This window comes from Microbacterium sp. PRF11 (genome assembly GCF_031844085.1).
GTDB lineage: Bacteria > Actinomycetota > Actinomycetes > Actinomycetales > Microbacteriaceae > Microbacterium.
In genome coordinates, this window is sequence record NZ_JAUZUP010000001.1 from 1,064,589 (window position 1) to 1,082,591 (window position 18,003).

Below are 18,003 nucleotides of genomic sequence, written 5' to 3' on the forward strand. Positions count from 1 at the left end.
AACGCGGTGGGGTCTCAGGTACGGCCGAATCGACCGCAGGGCTTTCACAATGCCGCGTTCGCGTGGACCGGTTCGACCACCTGGAGAGCCAGAGCCGCCGCCCCCAAGAGCGGGCCCTCGTCCCCCAGTCCTGACGGAGCGATGCTGACGCGTGCCGCGTACGGAAAGAGCACGTTCTCGCGCGCGGACTCCCGCACGATGTCGACGTAGTCGGCTCGGACCCGTGCGAAGCCCCCGCCGATGGCGACCGCCTCGAGATCCAGCAATGTGGTCACACTGGCAATGGCCTGCCCGACCAGCTGTGCGGAGCGCCGGGTAGCTGCTTCCGCGACGGCGTCTCCTCGCGCCACGTCCCGCGCGAGATCCTCGCCGGTCGCTCCCTCCCAGCCTCGAGCCTGCGCCCACCGAACGGACGCGGGGCCTGATGCAACGGCCTCGAGAGTGCTTCCCTCTGAGTTGGAGCGGCTGTCTCCTGAATGGACGTGTATCTGGCCAATGTGTCCGGCATTGCCGGACACACCGCCGAAGGGCTCACCGCCAATCAGGATCCCGCCGCCAACACCCGTCGACACCACCATGCTCATCGAGATGGCCGTCCCCCGTGTTGCGCCCAGCCAGCTTTCCGCCACGGCAATGCAGGTACCGTCCAACCGGAGCACAGCTGGCACTCGGACGGCATCTTCGACGATCTCTCGCACGGGGAGACCCTGCAGAAGGGGAAGGTTGTGTGGGCTGATAGAACCCACCCTCAGATCCACGGGACCGGCCGATCCGATGCCCGCTGCGCGGATAGGGAGGCCGGCCGCAGCGAGGCTTTCCGCCGCGCTCTCGCGCAGGGCGGCGACGACCTCGTTGCGGTCGCGCGAGCGTCCGGTGGGCCGCCGGCGGCGGGTCCCCTCCACGATGCTCCCGAACCCATCGACGATGGCCGTTTCGAATTTGGTGCCGCCGATGTCGACGGCCAGGACAAATGTGTCGTTCATTAAGTGCCTTGCTGTGTTGCGGGGGAGGGCGAATTACCCTCCCCCGCACGTCATCAGGTCCAGTCAGCGACGAGCTGGTTGGAGGTGCGGAGCACGTCACGGGCAATGAACCGTTCGGGCTCACCGCTCCATGCGGTGCGCACATGGAAGGTCGCGGTCTCGCCGGGCAGGAGTGTCACCAGCATGTCGTCCACGACGGCGTCGGGGTCCACCTTGTCCACGAGCAGAGCGAGGTCACGCACGAGATTGCGGGCGGTGATGCGCACCTCGAACCCGTCCTCCACCGAGCGGGCCGTGGCCGTCAGGTCCGCCGCGGTCAGGGTCGAGTCGCGATGTTCCGCGAAGAACCACAGCCCGCGAACGCCGCTGATGTCGACGACGACGAACTCTCCCGCTACGTCTTCCGCGGTAGCGATCTCGACCGGGAGGGAAAGGGTGTGCGTGCCGCGTGCCTCGATATCGACGGGAAACTCCGCCTTCGCTTGCACGGTTCCGTCGAAGGAGAGGCGGCGAGCCGTGGCGGTGCCCGTCCACGGGGCGGGTGAGTCGTTGACGGCGATTGCCGCGAGGCCGCCATCTCGGGGCTGGATGGTCAGCAGTCGGTCGGTGTAGACGTGCTTCAGCGCGTAGAGCAGCGGCTTGGCGCGACCGTAGCCGTCGACGGCCGCCCAGGATGTCACGGGCCAGCAATCGTTCAGCTGCCAGACGACGGATCCCATGCACCGGGGGGACTCGGAGCGCATGTGCTCGATGGCGACGGTCACAGCGAGCGCCTGGTTCAGTGACATTGCCCAGTGCCAGTCCTCGGTGTCGTCCGGGAGAGGGAGATGAGCGACGAGCCCGTCTGTGAGCTTGTCGTTTCCGTCCGTCGCCTTCTGATGGTGGAACATTCCCGGCGATTCGGGTGTGAGCGGCGAGTCGGAGATCGCCCGGTTGATGGTCGACCAGGTGGCCGGCCCCTGCCAACCGAACTCCGCGACGAAACGCGCGTGAATGTCACGGTACGCGGGGTAGTCGACGCGGTTCCACAGCTCCCAGAGGTGGACGGAGCCGTGGTCGGCGTCGTTCGCGAAGATGTTCGGGTCCCCGGACCACGGGCTGGCAGGGGTGTAGGAGCGAGCCGGGTCTAGTTCGCTCACAAGGCGCGGGAGCAGGTCGAGGTAGTAGCCGAGACCCCAGGTGCGTCCTTGCAGGCGCTTGGCCCAGCCCCATTCCTCGTAGCCCCAGATGTTCTCGTTGTTGCCGTTCCACAGCGCGAGGCTGGCGTGCGGCATGATGCGCGTGATGTTGTCGCGGGCTTCGGCTTCGACCTCGGACCACAGCGGCTCCTCCTCCGCGTAGCTGGCGCAGGCGAAGAGGAAGTCCTGCCATACGAGGATTCCGCGCTCGTCGCACAGGTCGTAGAAGTCATCCGACTCGTAGTAGCCGCCTCCCCAGATGCGCAGGAGGTTCATGTTGGCGAACTCGGCCTGGTCGAGCCGGTGTGCGAGGCGGTCTCTGGTGACGCGCGTGACGAAGGCGTCGTCCGGAATCCAGTTCGCGCCGCGAATCCAGACGGGCTCGCCATTTACGACAAAGCGGAAGGATGTCCCCTCTTCATCGCGCTCGAGCTGTACGTCAACCGTCCGGAAACCGATGCGGTGGGTCCGCTCCGAAAGGGTCGCGCCGTCGCGCTGCAGGGCGACCGTCAGATTGTAGAGGTGCTGCTCGCCGAAACCCCGCGGCCACCACAGTTCGACATCCGTAGCTCGCAGTTCGACCACAGCCGTGCTCTCCCCTGCAGCGATGACAACTCTGGCGGTCGGGCCGTTCTCCAACGTCACCTCCACCTCGTAGTCAGCGTCGTCGGCGCGCTCGATGTCCACGTGGACGGCGACGACGCCTTCGACACCGTCAACTGTGACGACTGGACGAGTCGCGCCCAATCTCGCCCCCGACCAGGATTCGAGACGAGCCGCCTTCCAGATGCCGGATGACGCAGCGTCCAAGCCCCAGTCCCAACCGAAGTTGCACGCGGCCTTGCGGATGGCGTTGAACGGGTGGAAGTAGGTGTGCGGGCGGTAGCCGATTTCAAGGCTCGCGCGGTCGGCCTCAGCGACCGGGGAGGAGAAGGTCACGACGAGATCGTTTCGCCCCTCTCGCAGCGCCTCGTCGATGGCGAAGCGGTAAGTCCGGTGCTGATTACGGGTTCGTCCGAGGGTGCGACCGTTGAGGTTGACCTCGGCGAACGTGTCGAGACCGTCGAAGACGAGTTCGTGGCGGTCCTGACCGTCGGGCGCCCACTCGAACGTCGTGGCGTACTCCCAGGAGCTCTGACCAATCCAGGTAACGGTGGTCTCGTTGCGGTCCAGGTACGGGTCGAGGATCAAGCCAGCCTCGAGGAGAGCAACGTGTACGAGACCCGGAACAGTGGCCGGGATGGTGCGGCCGGCGATGTCAGCGGGTATGGGGCCTTCGAGTGCGCGCAACTGCCAGATGTCGGGGAGGGAGGTGGCGTGCGCGGCTAGGGGGCGGGCGGTGGCGAGGTCGGTCATTTGGTAGCTCCAGACGTGAGTCCGTTGTAGATGAATCGCTGCAAGAAGAGGAAGGCGACGAGGGTGGGGACGATGACGAGAATGGTGCCGGCGGCGATGACTTCCCATTGGGAACCAAAAGGCCCCATGAAGCGGAACAAGGACGTCGAAATCACCCCCAGGTCTCTCGACGGCATGTAGAGGAAGGGGATGTAGAACTCGTTGTAGACCGCGATGCCTTTGATGATCACCACCGTGGCAATGGCGGGCTTGAGCAACGGCAGGATGATGCGCCAGTAAATGGTGAAGCGGTTTGCACCATCGATCATGGCTGCTTCGTCGAGGGCAACCGGGATGTTCTGCATGAACTGCAGAAAGATGTAGATCGCAATGATGTCAGTGCCGGTGAACAGGACTATTGCTGCCCATCGCGTATTGAACAGGTCGAGTGCGCTGATGACCTGGAACGTCGCGACCTGGGTGGTGATCGAGGGGACGAGCGTGGCCAGAAGAAAAACTCCGGTGACGAGCGCTCGCCCTTTGAATCGGAACCGGTCGACTGCATACGCCGTCATGGTGCCAATGAGGATGGTGCCCACAATCGACACCACAAGGATGAGGCCCGTGTTGAGGAAGCCGGTGAGCATCCCGCCCTGGGTGAATGCGATGAAGAAGTTTTCAAAATTGAGCCAATTCGACGGCGGGTCGAGCGGCCCAGTGGTGCGGTACTCCGTCGACGTCTTGAATGCGAGCGCGAAGATCGTGACAATCGGCAGCAGCGCGAACAGACAAGCCACAACCAGGGCTGCGTATTTCAGGACCGTCGCGATCCATCCGAGGTCGAGGTGGGCTCGCCGTTGCGCGGGTCTGGCTGAGGCGGGGCGCGATGTGGGGGTAGCACGGGTGAGGGTGCCAGTCATTGCACGCTCGCTTTCTCGTCGGGGAAGAACCGTCGCTGCACGGCGGTGATAATGAGCACAATCGCCAACAGAACGACGGCCATCGCGGAGGCGAGTCCGACCTGCGCGTAGCGGAAGGCGGTGTCGACTGTCTGTATGACGAAAGTCTCGGACCCGTTCGCTCCGCCGGTCATGATGTAGGGCATCTCGAAGGCGGAGAGCGCCCCGGAGACAGCAAGGATGAGCGACAGCCCGAGGATGCGGCGGATGCTCGGGAGGATGATGAAGCGGAACTTCTGCCACGAGTTCGCCCCGTCGAGGTCGGCGGCTTCGTACTGCTCGGACGGGACGGACTGGATAGCGCCGAGGAACAGCACGAAGTTCAGCCCCATGTAGCGCCACACGGACGTGGCTGCCAGCGAGATGTTGACGATGGAGGGGTCGCCGAGCCATTGCGGCGGGTTGACGACGCCGAAGGCTGCTAGAACGCTGTCGAGGGTGCCGCCCGGGCGGAAGAAGAACAAGAACATCAGACCAATGGCGACACCGTTGATCAGGTAAGGGAAGAAGATGACGCCTTTGAAGAAGTTCTTGAATCGGGTGCGAAAGCTGAGCAGCACGGCGAAGAAGAGGGCTAGTCCAAGTTGTGCGAAGGCACCGACGAGGTAGAAAAGGCTGACAGCGAAGACCTGGAAGTATTCGGGTCGCGTGAAGATCTGGATGTAGTTATCGAGCCCCACGAAATTCTGTTGCGGGTCGAGACCGTCCCAATCCGTGACGCTGTACCAGAACGAGTTGACCACGGGGACGTAGGTGAACAAGATCAGAAAACCCAGCGGCACGAGGAGGAAGAGCCAAGGGGTCATCCGCCACCCGCGGGCGGCGGACCGGCGCGAGCCCGCACGACGCAGACGTCGGCGGGCGGGGAGTGTTTCAAGGGGGGTGCCTTCGGCGATTGCCATCGCGTGCACTCCTTTCCGGAGGGGTGGTGCGGGGTGGGCTCGGGTGCCCACCCCGCACCGGGGAATCACTTGGTGGCGGCGACCGCCTGACCCCAACGCGCGTTGAGGTCGGCGAAGATGGAGTCTTTGTCACCGTCGCGAGCGCCGCGTGCGGTGTCGATGAGCTCCTGGCGGTACTTCTCGCCGAACAGGGTGATTTCCGCCTTATTCGCGACGTCTGTGATCAGGCTTTCCTGTCCCTCGGGCCGCGGGTCGAGTTCGACGTACTGCACTCCGAGGTCGGTGAAATCCGACAGCGTGGCGGGGGCGTCATCGGCCTTCAGCGGGCTGATCGCACCCTGGCTCTCAGCGAAACCTGACTTGGTCTCGAACCAGTCGACCCAGGCCTTGGCAGCCGGCTTGTTGTTCGAGAACTTGCTCACCGCGAGGAGTTTGTCCGTCGCGGTGACCGAGGTGAACTTGCCGTCTGTCTGCCACGGCATCGGCCAGAAACCGATGGAGTCTCGCGACTTGCCGGCGGCCTCGGCCGCGTCCTGCATCTGCGAAACGGACCAGGATCCGAGGATCATCGAACCGATCTTGCCCGTGGCGAGGAGGTTCTTGGATTCCTCCCAGTTGGTGGTGGTGGGGTCGGGTTCGCTGAGGCCGGCGGCGACGGTGTCGTAAAGCAGACCGTCGACGTCGTAGATGTCGTTGCTCTTGCTCCACGGCGCGTTCTCGGTCGTCATGGCGTTGAGCGCCCCTGCGCCGGTGACGCCGCCGATGTTGCCGGCGAGGGAGGACAGCGGCCAGCCGTCCTTATAGTTCGTGTAGTACGGGGTGACGCCCGTGTCCTTGATGGCCTTGAGCGCGTCGAGGTATTCCGTTTCGGTTTTCGGCGGCGTCGTGATCCCCGCGGCGGTCCAGACGTCGCGGTTGAAGACGTATCCCATCGCCGAGCCGAAAGTCGACAGACCGTAGACCGTTCCGTCGTAGGCACCGTCGTTGGCGAATCGGTAGGTCTGCGAGACTTCCTGCTCGTCACCGAGCGGCTCAAAGAAGTTTGGGTACTGATCGCGTGTGACGTTGGAGGTGGGGATGAGGAGTACGTCGCCGTAGTCCTTGGAGTTCAGCCGGATACGGACGTCACCCTCGTAGTCGGTGAGCGCTTCGAACTTGACCTGGACGTTCGGGTACGTCTTCTGGAACTCCTTCACGTAGTCCTGGAAGACGGTGTCGACGATGTCCGTGCGGTTGGTCAGGACGGTGATCTCACCGGATGGGTTGTCGTCTGTGCTCGCCGAGCCGCCACCTGAGCAGCCAGCGAGGGCGAGGGCGGCCACCGTGGTCAAGCCTGCGGCGGTGATGACATGCCTTTTCATGGTTCTCCTTCGGGGTGGTGTGGCGGCGGCACCGCCGCCGCACCGGGTGTGTGGGGTTAGGAACGGGTTCGTGAGCGACGGATCCAAGCGCCACCGATCCCTGCGATTACGAGCAGCGCGCCCAGGGCGGCGAACCCGAGGGGAGCGCTCGTGCCGGTGGTCGCGAGGGAGCCGGAGGCGTCAGGGGCGGACGGCGCGGGTGTGGGGGCGCTGGAGCTCGGTGTGTCACCGGGCGTGGGTACGCCGCTGTCCCCCGGTGTGGGTTCAGGTCCAGGGGCTGGCTCGTTGACAGGCGCGAGGGCGACCACGTCGTCGATGGTGACTGTTCTCTGGGCGGGGCCGGAAAAGTAGAAGGCCACTGCGGTCACGGTAGACAGGTCCAGTCTTGACTCCCCGGCCCATGCGGGAGGGGCGAAAGCGCTGAAGTCGACCGTGACGGGTTGAGGCCCGGCCTGTGTGACGGGGAGCCGAGTCTCCCAGTAGCCTCCGGAGGCGACGAACTGGACGGTGACGGTTGAGCCGACCGGGGCGTCAAGGGTGAGGCCGAGCCCGGTGTATCCGAACCAGCTGATTCCCGTGAGGGAGCGAACCACGCCCGCATAGCCGGGCGCTCCGAGGTCGTATGCGAAGGAGCCCGCCTGGGTGGGTGTCGCCGTTCCCGTCGCCAGTGTGGACGTCACCGCTCCCCCGCCGGTGTTGCGGACGTATGCGGACGTCAGGGCCGCATCGTCGGCGTAGGACTCGAAGTCATCGACGACCGAGTTCGCCAGGGGTTCGGGCGCGGTGGTAAAGCTCCAGGTGGGGGATGTTGCTGTCCCCAGCCCGTTCACGGCGACCACATGCCAGTAATAAGTGGTTCCAGGCTCGAGGTCGACTGCGGGGCGGTAGGACGGTCCCGTCAGGCCGGTCTCGGAGGCAACCTTGGTTCCCATGTCAGCGTCGCGGGACAGCTCGAAGCGGTAGTACGCAGCATCTGTGACGGGCAGCCACGTGAAGGTGGGAGCGGATCGAACATCCAGTTCACCGTTGACCGGTGTTTGCAGCGAGACGTCGCCGGGTGCGCCGAGCTGGGGGGCGTTTGGGGAGTAGATCGAGATCTGTGAGATCTGCGGGGTCCACACCTGGCCAGCCTCGCCCTCCCAAGACACGCGGATGTAGTCGAGATTCTGGAGGTCGCGGAGACGATAGGTGTACCGCTTCCAATTGCCGTCACCACCGTCGATGGCGGGGGTGAGTGCGCGCCACTGCTGACCATCGCTCGAGCCGGAAATGGTCAGTGGGATGACGGGCTGGTCGGGCCAGTAATAGGCGATCAGGTCTGCACCGGAGATGTTGTCGTAGGTCCAGGTCAGCGACTCGGAACCGTCCGAGGCGTCACGTTTCACACGGGAGGTGTCACCGCTGAACAGCGCGGGGTTCCCCGTGTCGAACGACAGGCTGCCGTTGTGGGCGTGCGTCAGGCTGAAATCGTCGAGGGGATCGAACAGCGCCACACGAGGAGCCGAGCTCGAGACCGTGGCACGTTCGAGCACGGTTCCGCTTGCCCACGACACCCGGACGTACTCCGCGTTGAGATCGGTTGCAACAACTTCTGACGGGCTCGGGGAGTTCGTGGCGGCTGCGGCCCAGGTGTTGCCGTCGACGCTCGTTTCGACGGTCGCTCCCGCCATCGACGACAAGCGGAAGGCCGCGCGAGCGATTCCCGGCACCTTCCACGTCGCCGTGGCCGTCGCGCTGGTCGCTCGCGCCCCGCCCGGCACCGACAGAGTGGCGCCAGCGTGGGCGGAGGTGAGACGCCAGTCCGATAGCGGGTCGACCATAACGGTCCCGCTGGTTGCGTCGACGGAGTCCGAAGAAGACGTGGTGTTGTCCGCAGCGCGGGCAATCACCCGGTACTCGGCGCCAGCGGGTGATTCAAGGTCGGTCACCGGTGACGCGGATGGCCCCACGGGGGCGGCCGTTACGTTCACCCACTCACTGCCGCTCGCGCGGCGTTGAATGGTGTAGTCCACCGCGCCAGCCGTTCCGCGCCAAGCGATTCGGTTGATGGCGTTGGTTTGCTCGATGGAGACCACGAGCGGGGCTTCCTTCACCCCCGTGGTGTGCGACAGCCCGAGGTCGCGTCCGAAGTCCTCGATGGCAGTGACTGACTGGCGCATGCGGTCGGTGTCGCCGGGGTAATCCAGCGTGAAGCCGTCGTCGTGCGGGACGAGGCCGCCGCGGTCGTTGTTCCCGAACAGCGACCAAAAGAACATCCCTGAGACATTCGGGTTCGCGGCGGCCGCGTCAAGTAGTTCGCCGGTGGCGGCTGTCGAGGCGTACTCCCCCGCGATGTAGGCCTTACCCGCTGCCGCGACGGCGGCCGAGTCGGCGGCGACCTTGTCTACGGTCGGCGGGTAGTAGTGGACGTCGACGATGTCGAGGTCGGGTGCCGTCAGGGTGTCCGGGTCGATGTCGAAGCGGCGTCCGGCGGCGATGAGCTGCTGAGGCGCTCGCTGTGCGATGAACTCCACCTGCTGGTTGATCCAGTCCGGCGTCATGCCTTCGAGTTCGTTGCCGAGTTCCCAGGCGAGGATGGTTGGGTCGTCGACGTATTTCTTGCCGGTCAGCGAGTTGGTGTGCGACAGGATCATGTCCACGTACTTCTGGTATTCGCTGATGGCGGCGGGCGCCGTGTAGAAATCCGCTGACTGCAGCCCCAGCGGGGTCGTGAAGTCCCGGTGACCTCCGTGGTAGTAGCTCCATTCGTCCGTCAGCGGAAGGATGAAGCGGATACCGAGGCTCCCCGCATACGCCATGGCGAAGTCGACCGTCTTGAAAGCCTCTTCGTTGAACTCGCCCAGGCGCGGCATGATCGCGAGCGGGTTCGTATCGTTCTGGCCTGTGGAGGTCACCATGTGCGAGCGCACGACGTTGACGCCCATTCGACTGGCGGTGTCCAGAGCGTCCTTGATGCGGAAGAAGGTCGGGTAGTCGACGCCGCCGACATTCTCGTCAAGACCGAGCCAGTAGATGTTGGTTCCGCTTGCACGGAAAGTCTGACCGTCGAGGGTGAGGCGGCTGCCGTCGCGCTGCACGAAGGACGTGTTCTTGGAGTCAAACGCCTGAGCGAGCGACGCAGGCGCCGCCGTGGCTGCGGGAGCGGCGAGAAGCGCTCCGGCGGTCACGGAGATGCTCACTGCCGCGGCGATCAGACCGCGAGCGGTGGGGTGGGATTGAGACAACGACCAGGCTCCTTCGACCGGTGAATGCGGGTTCGCCCTGCGGCGTAGAACCCAGCATCGATCACGACGCGAAGGAGGTCAAGAGGTTAGATAAATTACTTATGTAACGGGTTCATCACGGGCGGAGCTCGTTCGAACGCGCAGGGTGGCCGCCGGCGCGTGGCGCAGATCGGCCGGTGACCCCTTCAGAACATCGAGCATCGCCTGGCCGATCATGCGGCCGACAGCTCGAGTGTCCCGAGCGATGGCGCTCAGCGAAGGCGTCGACAGCTGAGCTTGCGTCGAGTCGTCCCAGGCGATGACGACGAGATCATCCGGCACGCGCACACCAGCCTCCTCGGCTGCTTCGAGCCCGCCCAACGCCATCAGGTCGCTGTCGTACACCGCGGCTGTGACGCGCGGATATTCGATCAGCGCGGTCGATGTGGCCGCCCGACCGGACGAGCGCGAGTAGTCCCCCGTGGCAAAGCGCGCCGTGACACCACCCTCCTCGCACGTGCTGGCCAGCGCCGTCCGCCGAGACAGAGAGTGACGCATGTGGGTGGGCCCTCCGACATGAAGGATCTCGCTGTGCCCCTGCTCGATGAGGTACTCGACGGCCAGATGCATCGCCGCATCATCGTCCGTCCAGACCGTCATCAGTTGCTGGTCAACGGGAGGCCCGACCACCACTGCGGGGAGGCCCAGATCGACGACGAGCTGGGGACGAATGTCCGCCTCCTGGATATCCACAAGCAGGACACCTGATACCAGGGACGCTTCCGCCCAGGAACGGTAAAGGGTCGTCTCGTCCTGCTGAGATGGCAGTACGCGCAACAGCACCGGGTACCCCTGGATGAGGGTCATCTCCTCAATGCCAACGATGAGGTCGTGGAAGTACGGCTCGGCTCCCAGGATCTCTGCGTCACGAACGAGAGCGAGACCAATGGGGGGCTGCATGTGCGTCACGGGTACGATCCTCTCGGGGTGCATACTTGCTCGCCTAAACTACCCAGCGCCGCAGGAGGCGACCCGATGGCACGGCCGCAGGCGACACCGGAGTCTCCCGGAAGCCGAGCACTCGTCGTCGATCTCATTCGCTCCTCCGGCCCCATCAGCCGAGTCGAACTGACGACCGCGACGGGTCTGACGCAGCCCGCGATCTCCCTCATTGTGCGCAAGCTCCTCGACGACGGCGTCATCGTCGACGCAGGAACCGCACCGTCAACGGGCGGGAAGCCCCGGCGCCTCCTCGACATGAACCGTCGAGCACGCCACGGCATCGGCATTCAACTGGGGCTGGAGTCAGCCACCTTCGTCGCGACCGATACCAACGGAGGCGTCATCGCCCGCGAGCGACTACCGGGCGCGGGCACTGAGGACCCAACTATGGTCATTACCCGCCTCGCGGCCGCCCTTCGTAGCTTCGCCAGCGCCGCGGACATCCCGCCGGCGAGCGTTAATGGTGTTGCCCTCGTTGTTCCGGGGCCGATGCGCATGAACCCTGACGTGGTCATCGAAGCCCCGTCGCTCCCGCATTGGCGCGAGGTTCCGGTGCGCGCTGAGTTCGAGAGAGCACTCGGCATGCCCGTTCTGGTGGACAACGACGCCAGCGCGGCCGCGCTCGGAGAATTCTGGAGCCGCGGTGTCTCTCGCTATCACTCCTTCGCCTGCATCTACATCGGATCAGGGGTTGGGGCGGGTGTTGTCGTTGATGGGGCGCTTTTCCGTGGGGCGAGCTCGAACGCCGCAGAGATCGGCCACATCGCCGTCGCCACGGACGGCCCGGAGTGTTTCTGCGGGAACTACGGTTGCCTCGAGGTGATGGCCGCGCCGCGCGTGATGGTCCAGCGGGCGCTCGCGCACCCCGGAATCGCTGCTCGTCTCCGACTGGACGAGCGGGCAACGGTGGCTCAGAACTGGGAGGCCATCTCCCGCGCCGCGGTCGCTGAGGACCCGGACGCCGCGGAGCTCGTGACCGACGGCGCCAATGCCGTGGGGAGAGCTGCACTGACCCTCACCAATCTTTTCGATCTGGACGAAATAGTGTTGTCCGGCCCGGGCATCGCCACCGCCGGCTCCATCTACGTCCGCGAAGTACGCACCGCGCTTCGCCGGAGCTTCGCGCGGAAGACCCACCTCACCACCGTCGACTTGTCCATCAACCCGACGGATTCCGCCGCCATCGGCGCGGCGGCCCTCACGTTGCAGGGCGAACTAGCCCCGGGCCACGGCCCGGCGTTGAAGTTCTCCGGGCCGTGAACCGCACTCAGGGCAAACCCACTTCTCCCTGATTCAGGACGCGGGAGTTGAAATAGGCCGCTTGGATCTCAGCGTTCGAGTTCTTCTGTCTGAGCTGTTCAGACCAGACCATGAAGTAGGACCATCTCGTCTGGGACGACAGCAGGCTGGAACTTGGAACTTTGCCCATCTCAGCAATGGCAATCGGCTTTCCTGGGGCACTGTTCTGCAACTGCGAGTAGTCGGATGAGCTCGGATAGTCCTTATACCAGACGTCCAGGGACGCCACATCGACATAGGACGACCCAGGGTAGTAGCTCGACCAGTTGGCGTTCGGGTTGTCCTGGACATTCCACACCCAGATCAGGTTTGTGAGTCCTTGCGAGTCGAAGTAGTCCTTCATCTGCTGGTAGATCTTGGCGCTGCCGTTCACGCCAGGGCGCCCTCCCCACCAGTTCCACGTTTCGTTCATCTCGTGGAAGGGACGGAAAAGCACGGGAACTCCAGCGTCTCGAAGCTGGCGGAGATAGGGGACGACCTCGGCCATGCGCTGACGCCAAGTGTTGCTCAACGCCGTCCCACCCGTGACGATCTGCTGAAACTGAGCATCCGAGATGTTGCTCTTCACTCCGCCGTCGAAGTTGCAGGTGCTCGGGCCTGTCGGCGGGCAGGCATGCCACGCGAGGGTGACAAGAGAGCCGTTGCGCCACTCGGTCTTGGCTTGATCGATTACACGCTGGCGGTTAGCCGCATCCGTTGAGGTGAAGAACAAGTCTCCACCCCAAAGGCCCGGGTACTGGCCGGTGATGTCCTTGACCTGCTGGGTGTACTGCGCTGGTTGAGACGCGGGCTCTTTGTTGTGCTGTCCGGACACGATGTTGGACCCAGTGATCGAGTTCAGATACTGGATCACCGCTGATCGCGTGCTCGGCTGGAACGCCTCGGCGGATGTCGGCGGCTGCGCGAGCGAGACCGCGCAAACCGCGGCTAGAGCGAAGCTGACCGCACCAATGCGGCGTGATTTCATCATGGGCAGTGCCCTCCCTCTTCATTGAGGGCTCCAGAATGCCCGACGCGGTCCGTGAGGTCCACCGCTTTCATTAATTAATTTTGATTCCCCTGGCAGCACCCCACTGTGGGCCGGTGATTCCGCGCCGGAACGGCGCCAAAGTTCCCCCTGGCGAGGGTGAATCACCTTGGCCAACGCGACTACACACCGCGTCTCACCCGGGCCGGCGATCTTCTATTTGGCGTGTCGGCGCCCGGCAGCAGGACACAGCTCGCACGAGCTTCGCGGCGCTACTGGCGCACGCATCTGAGGCCGGGCGCTCAGGCGCTCAGGTGATCTTCGCAACCAGCGAAAGTCACGAGAGCCTTGAATCCATGCTCACAGGGCGCGATCACCAGCTGATCAACCTCCGCCCAGGCGAGAAACTGCTCAGCCCGGTCCAGCGCCAACTGGGACCCTAACCCTGAAGACGGATTCGCCGCCTCACGAGGTCTTTTGGGAAAAACAAAGTCTGATGTAGCCATGGAGACGAGATCTGTCCGAGCTCGAAGCGACCCTGATTTGCCCAGTCCAGACTAACGGCAGATGCCGATCTCTGTCTGAAGTTGCTCAGGAAGTGACATCAAAAGGTCCGACATGCCGGCGTAGCCGGTGTGGCGGACCTTTCGCGTGGGTGCCGTAGGAACCGATCCTGCGGCGGGTGGGCCCACGCCGCCAGAGGCTCCGCGCGCCGCGCAGCGGCGTGTGGAGGGGCGGTGGGGACGATTCCCGTCAGCCCCTCAAAGCCCTCACGGGCGGCCGTAGGCCGTCCGGGAGGGCTTTCGTGTTGCCGTGAATCGAAGCCTCGGGTGGGCCCACGCCGCCGGGGCGTTCGCTCTCGGGCAGAAGCCATGTCCCACTTTGTGCTGCTTGGCATCCTCTCAACCGGCCCTTTTTGGGACACACGCCGCGCATTGTGGGACATGGTCTGCGAAGGGCGGAGGCCGGCCCGCCCTGGTCGCCCCGCCCCGAGGCCTGCGTTTCACGAGAGGGCCGGCAGTTGATGGACGGGATCCAGCTGTATCGTACGATGCTGTTGGCGGGATGTGATCCGTCGAATCCGACAGGGAGTTCCAGAGTGCCGTTCCGCAGCAAAGACTTGTTGGAGACATGGCTCGACGAGTTCGCCGCGAGCGGGGCCGGCGGCGGCGGTGTCGCCTATGTCGCCGACCAGGAGCCGCTGGACGGCGTCGACAGCGGCCTGGTCATCTTCCCTTTGTCCAACGCGACCACGTCGGTGTACCTGGCACCCGTGGCCGTCGGTGCGCCGGACTGGCGCGTGACGTTCGAGGCCCAGCCCGAGGTGACGGAGCTGTCGCCGAGCGCTGTGTACGACCTCTGTCGGGAACTGTCGTACGCGGCGGACCTGTGCGCCTTCCTGCAGCTGAAGTCCGTCGCCCACATGGCGCAGATCGCCGACGAGACCCGAGGCTGACTACGCGGCGGACGACCCCGTGACGGCGACGCGATCGACGCGCGACGCCTGCTCCTTGGCCGCGAGCGTCGCGTGCCGCATGAACGCCGCGAAGTCTTCCTCGACCTTCGGGTCGATCTGCTCGATTATGTCGCGGAACGTGTTCTGGAAATGCGCCAGCTGCGACCACGGCTCTTTCTCGAGGTCGACCGCGAGGTGGATGTGGCTGACGCGGCGATCCGCCTCGTCGGCTTCGCGGCGGAGGATGCCGCGGCGCACGAGCCGCTCCACCATCGTGGTGATTCCCGCCGACGTCACTCCGAGGTGACCCGCGAGCTCCGACGGCCGGACGCCGGGGTGGGCACCCACGTAGGCGAGGGCTTTGGCGTCGAGCTCGTTCACTCCGAGTTGCTTACGGGCACGGGCAGCGGCATCCTCGCGTTCGCCGCTGTACAGCGCGAGCGCCGCCATGAGAGGAGAGGTCTCGCCAGTTCCTGCGTTCATCGACTCGCTCCAGGGTTTCGTGTGACGGCCCCACTATACCTAGACCGTTTAGGTTCACCTGGTGATGTTCAACTCCCTTGACACTTAACCACGCTACCTAAGCCTGCTAACCAAGTGACGTCCTGCCGCCGGGCACCTCATCGAACGCCTACCGGTCGTGTCAAGCGGCGGATCCCGACGCGGCCACGAGCCTGCCGAGCTCGGCGCGAGTGGCCGCACCCCATTTCATCCGCGCCTGATAGACGTGCGACTCGACGGTGCGCACCGACAGGAACAGTCGCGTGGCGATCTCCCGGTTCGTGAGCCCCTCGCTGGCGAGGAGGGCGATCTCTCGTTCACGTGGCGTGAGCTCCTCCGCCGGAAAGGGCTCGCTGCCGACGGTAGGAAAGTACTGCACCACCGGTCTCGGCGGCGCGACCGACGTTCCCTCCGCCGAGTACAGCGTGTGGAGGCGGAGCTCGCTGAGCTCGACGTCCTCCTCGGCCGCCGCGCTCTGAGACACCCGCCGCACCGCCTCGACCGCCAGCGGGAGGTCGGTGGTCGCAGCGAGCTGCACCAGTTCGTCGATCTCGTCCTCGACGGCGACGCCGAGCACGGCGAGCCGGTAGAGGTCGCGGATGCGGAAGGCAGCACCCCCGCCCCCGGCCGACAGGGCGGCCGTCGCTCGCGCCGTCGCGCGCGCCTGCTCAAGGCGGCCCTCGGCGACGAGGATGGTCGTCCGCGCGTAGAGAACGCCGCGCCGTGCGCGCGCGGTCGTCTGCTCGTCGAGGCGGTCGAGAAGAGCGCGGGCGTCGAGCGGTCGACCGGCCATCGCGAGCTCGTCGGCGACCGCGATGACGATCATGACGGGATAGGGCTCCGGGAGCACCGTCGTGGCGGGGATCAGCTGGTCCAGCTCCCGTTGCGACTCGTGGGCCCGACCGGCGGCGGTGAGACCGAGCGCCATCGCCACGGCCGCCAGGGGCATGTCGTGCGAGCCGCCCTCCCGCGCGATCGTCGCCACCTCGCGCTCGAGGCGACGCTGCAGGCGCGATCCGTCCGCCCCGGCGACCTGGTGGCTGGCGAGCAGCAGGGTGACCGCCTCGAGTCGCTGCCGGGCGCTGATGCTCGCCGGGCAGGGGCGGGCGTCGAGCATCCGCTCCACCGCGGCGAAGGAGCGGCGCGCGCCCGACCAGCGTCCGCGGTTCGCGGCGGCCGCTCCGGCCACGAGGAGGGCGCGCAGGTGCAGCGGCGCGGGCACCTCGTTCTCGGCGGCGGCGAGCTCGGCCCGCTCGAGCGCGCGGTCCCACTGCATGGCGGCGCCCGCGGCCGCGGACTCCTTCAGCAGGGTCGCCACGCGCGCCTCCGCGGCCGTGCCCTCATCGGTGGGGCAGCCGACTCCCGCGTCCACCCGGTTGCGCGCCGAACGGCGCCGGGCGACGACGTCGGTCGCGTCGACGAGCCCGTCGCCGAGCCAGGGCGTCAGGTCGACGCCGGCGGCGATGTCGGCCTCCAGGCGGAGCCGGGGGTCCTCGCCGGCGGTCAGGCCCCGGGCCGCGTGGGCGGTGGCGTGGGCGGTGTCGCCGCGGTCGTTGGCATCCCGAGCGGCGTCGAGCGCGATGCGTTTGCGCACGGGCGCGGGCTGGTCGATCTCGCCCGAGGCGCTGGTGCCGAGACGGTGCCAGCGCTCCGCGATCGAGACCGACACCGCGGCGCTCCACCAGACGTCGGCTTCCGCCAGCATGCGGACTCCGGCGGCGTCGACGGCCTCGTCGACGACGGCCGGGCCGAGCACGCGTTCGGCCTCCTGGGCGAGCACGTCGTTCGCGATGAGCCGGCGCAGGGGCGACACGTCGGCATGCACCTGTCCCCCGGCGACCAGGGCCTCCACGCTCTCGCCGTCGAGTAGTCGCGTTGCCGTCGCCGTCTCCAGGCGCGGGAGGCGACCCACGACCGCCAGCGTCCGCAGATCGGCGGGCGGGTACTCGACGATGTGCCGGGACAGCGTGACCGCCAGCCGGCTGTCGCGGGAGACCGTCTGCACGGCGCGAAGAGGGTCTCGACCCGCGCGAGCCGCGTTCGTCGCTTCGAGCACGAGGTGCCGCAGCAGCGAGCGGGATCCGTCGGCCCGCCAGATCAATCCTTCGCGCGTCACCCGGTCGAGGAGGTCGACGTCGGCGAACTGGGCGAGGAACCGCGCGGCATCCCCGTCGGAGAGGGGAGGGAGATCGACACGCGACGCATGCCCCTCCACCCACAGGCCCAGGGCCGCACGGCGACCGGCGGAGAGCGCCGTGGAGTCCTCGATCGAGCGCGCTCTCGCCGTTCGGAGGCCGAAGACCGCCGTGATCCGCGCGGTGGCGACGGCGCGGGCGAGAAGGCCCGCGGAGTCGTCGTCGAGGGCCTCGACGTCATCGACGATGACGACGACGGGTTCCCCGCGCTGGTCGGGATCGTCGATGAGGGCGTTCAGGGCGGGGTGCGCTGCGGCGTCGATCGCACCGAACGGCACCGACGACAGCACGGCCGAGGTCCGCAGCACAGCCGCGCTGCCGAACCGCACCCCGAGCGCACCGAGGAAGGCCGTCCGGCCGCTCCCCCGCGGCCCGGCGACCACCACCGAGGCGCCCTCCCCGACGAGGTCGGCGACGCTCTCCAGCTCGCGTTCGACCCCGACGAGTTCTCTCGCCCCGATGTTCTTCCGACCCCTCGACATACCGCATCTCCCCCCGGAGTCCCTCGCCCGCCGACGAGCGGGCCAGGGGCTCTCAGTATGTCTCCGTGGGGAGATAACCGCATAGCCGATGCACAGGCGGTATGCACGAAATTCTGAAGGGGAAGTAAACCCTCTGACGATCGGATGACCCCGCGGCCGCCAGGAAATTGCTGACCGGAA

General features: G+C 66.1%; 12 protein-coding genes. 2 read left to right on the forward strand and 10 right to left on the reverse strand.

The genetic code is table 11. The features are described from left to right. Positions 1-44: 44 nt before the first annotated feature. The 7 genes from Q9R20_RS05015 to Q9R20_RS05045 all read right to left on the reverse strand — a co-directional run bounded on the left by Q9R20_RS05015 (position 45) and on the right by Q9R20_RS05045 (position 10,881). Positions 45-983: an ROK family protein gene (locus Q9R20_RS05015; RefSeq protein WP_311248268.1), complete on the reverse strand. Its 939-nt coding sequence runs from the start codon at positions 981-983 to the stop codon at positions 45-47. 53 nt (positions 984-1,036) lie between these two features. After that, on the reverse strand, positions 1,037-3,625 hold the full coding sequence (locus Q9R20_RS05020) for a glycosyl hydrolase 2 galactose-binding domain-containing protein (protein ID WP_311248269.1): 2,589 nt from the start codon (positions 3,623-3,625) through the stop codon (positions 1,037-1,039). After that, a complete protein-coding gene (locus tag Q9R20_RS05025; RefSeq protein WP_311248270.1) occupies positions 3,514-4,416 on the reverse strand; it encodes a carbohydrate ABC transporter permease in 903 nt (300 codons plus the stop codon). Before Q9R20_RS05025 ends, Q9R20_RS05020 begins: the two co-directional genes overlap by 112 nt. After that, positions 4,413-5,261 (reverse strand): sugar ABC transporter permease, encoded by an 849-nt coding sequence (locus Q9R20_RS05030; RefSeq protein WP_311248271.1) that lies wholly within the window; start codon positions 5,259-5,261, stop codon positions 4,413-4,415. Before Q9R20_RS05030 ends, Q9R20_RS05025 begins: the two co-directional genes overlap by 4 nt. 161 nt (positions 5,262-5,422) lie before the next feature. Further along, positions 5,423-6,718, reverse strand: a complete 1,296-nt coding sequence (locus Q9R20_RS05035; RefSeq protein WP_311248272.1) for an extracellular solute-binding protein — start codon at positions 6,716-6,718, stop codon at positions 5,423-5,425. A 56-nt stretch (positions 6,719-6,774) separates the two neighbouring features. Next, positions 6,775-9,897: a cellulase family glycosylhydrolase gene (locus Q9R20_RS05040; protein WP_311248273.1), complete on the reverse strand. Its 3,123-nt coding sequence runs from the start codon at positions 9,895-9,897 to the stop codon at positions 6,775-6,777. Between the two features lie 144 nt (positions 9,898-10,041). Beyond that, positions 10,042-10,881, reverse strand: coding sequence for a substrate-binding domain-containing protein (locus tag Q9R20_RS05045; RefSeq protein WP_311248409.1), 840 nt, complete (start codon positions 10,879-10,881; stop codon positions 10,042-10,044). A gap of 75 nt (positions 10,882-10,956) precedes the next feature. Here Q9R20_RS05045 and Q9R20_RS05050 point away from each other — a divergent pair, with 75 nt between their 5' ends. Continuing rightward, positions 10,957-12,183 carry an ROK family transcriptional regulator gene (locus Q9R20_RS05050; protein ID WP_311248274.1) on the forward strand — a complete coding sequence of 409 codons (1,227 nt, stop codon included), beginning with the start codon at positions 10,957-10,959 and terminating at the stop codon, positions 12,181-12,183. Between the two features lie 7 nt (positions 12,184-12,190). Here Q9R20_RS05050 and Q9R20_RS05055 read toward each other — a convergent pair whose 3' ends face one another. Next, on the reverse strand, positions 12,191-13,192 hold the full coding sequence (locus Q9R20_RS05055; protein ID WP_311248275.1) for a glycosyl hydrolase: 1,002 nt from the start codon (positions 13,190-13,192) through the stop codon (positions 12,191-12,193). 1,096 nt (positions 13,193-14,288) lie between these two features. On the opposite strand from Q9R20_RS05055, the gene Q9R20_RS05060 reads away from it, so the two are divergent. After that, positions 14,289-14,645, forward strand: a complete 357-nt coding sequence (locus Q9R20_RS05060; protein WP_311248276.1) for a hypothetical protein — start codon at positions 14,289-14,291, stop codon at positions 14,643-14,645. On the opposite strand, the gene Q9R20_RS05065 is transcribed toward Q9R20_RS05060, so the two are convergent. Both Q9R20_RS05065 and Q9R20_RS05070 read right to left on the reverse strand, forming a co-directional pair. Further along, on the reverse strand, positions 14,646-15,128 hold the full coding sequence (locus Q9R20_RS05065) for a MarR family transcriptional regulator (RefSeq protein WP_311248277.1): 483 nt from the start codon (positions 15,126-15,128) through the stop codon (positions 14,646-14,648). It lies immediately after the preceding gene. A gap of 160 nt (positions 15,129-15,288) precedes the next feature. Next, entirely contained in the window at positions 15,289-17,823 is a 2,535-nt protein-coding gene (locus Q9R20_RS05070; RefSeq protein WP_311248278.1) for a LuxR C-terminal-related transcriptional regulator, read from the reverse strand. Positions 17,824-18,003: the final 180 nt, after the last annotated feature.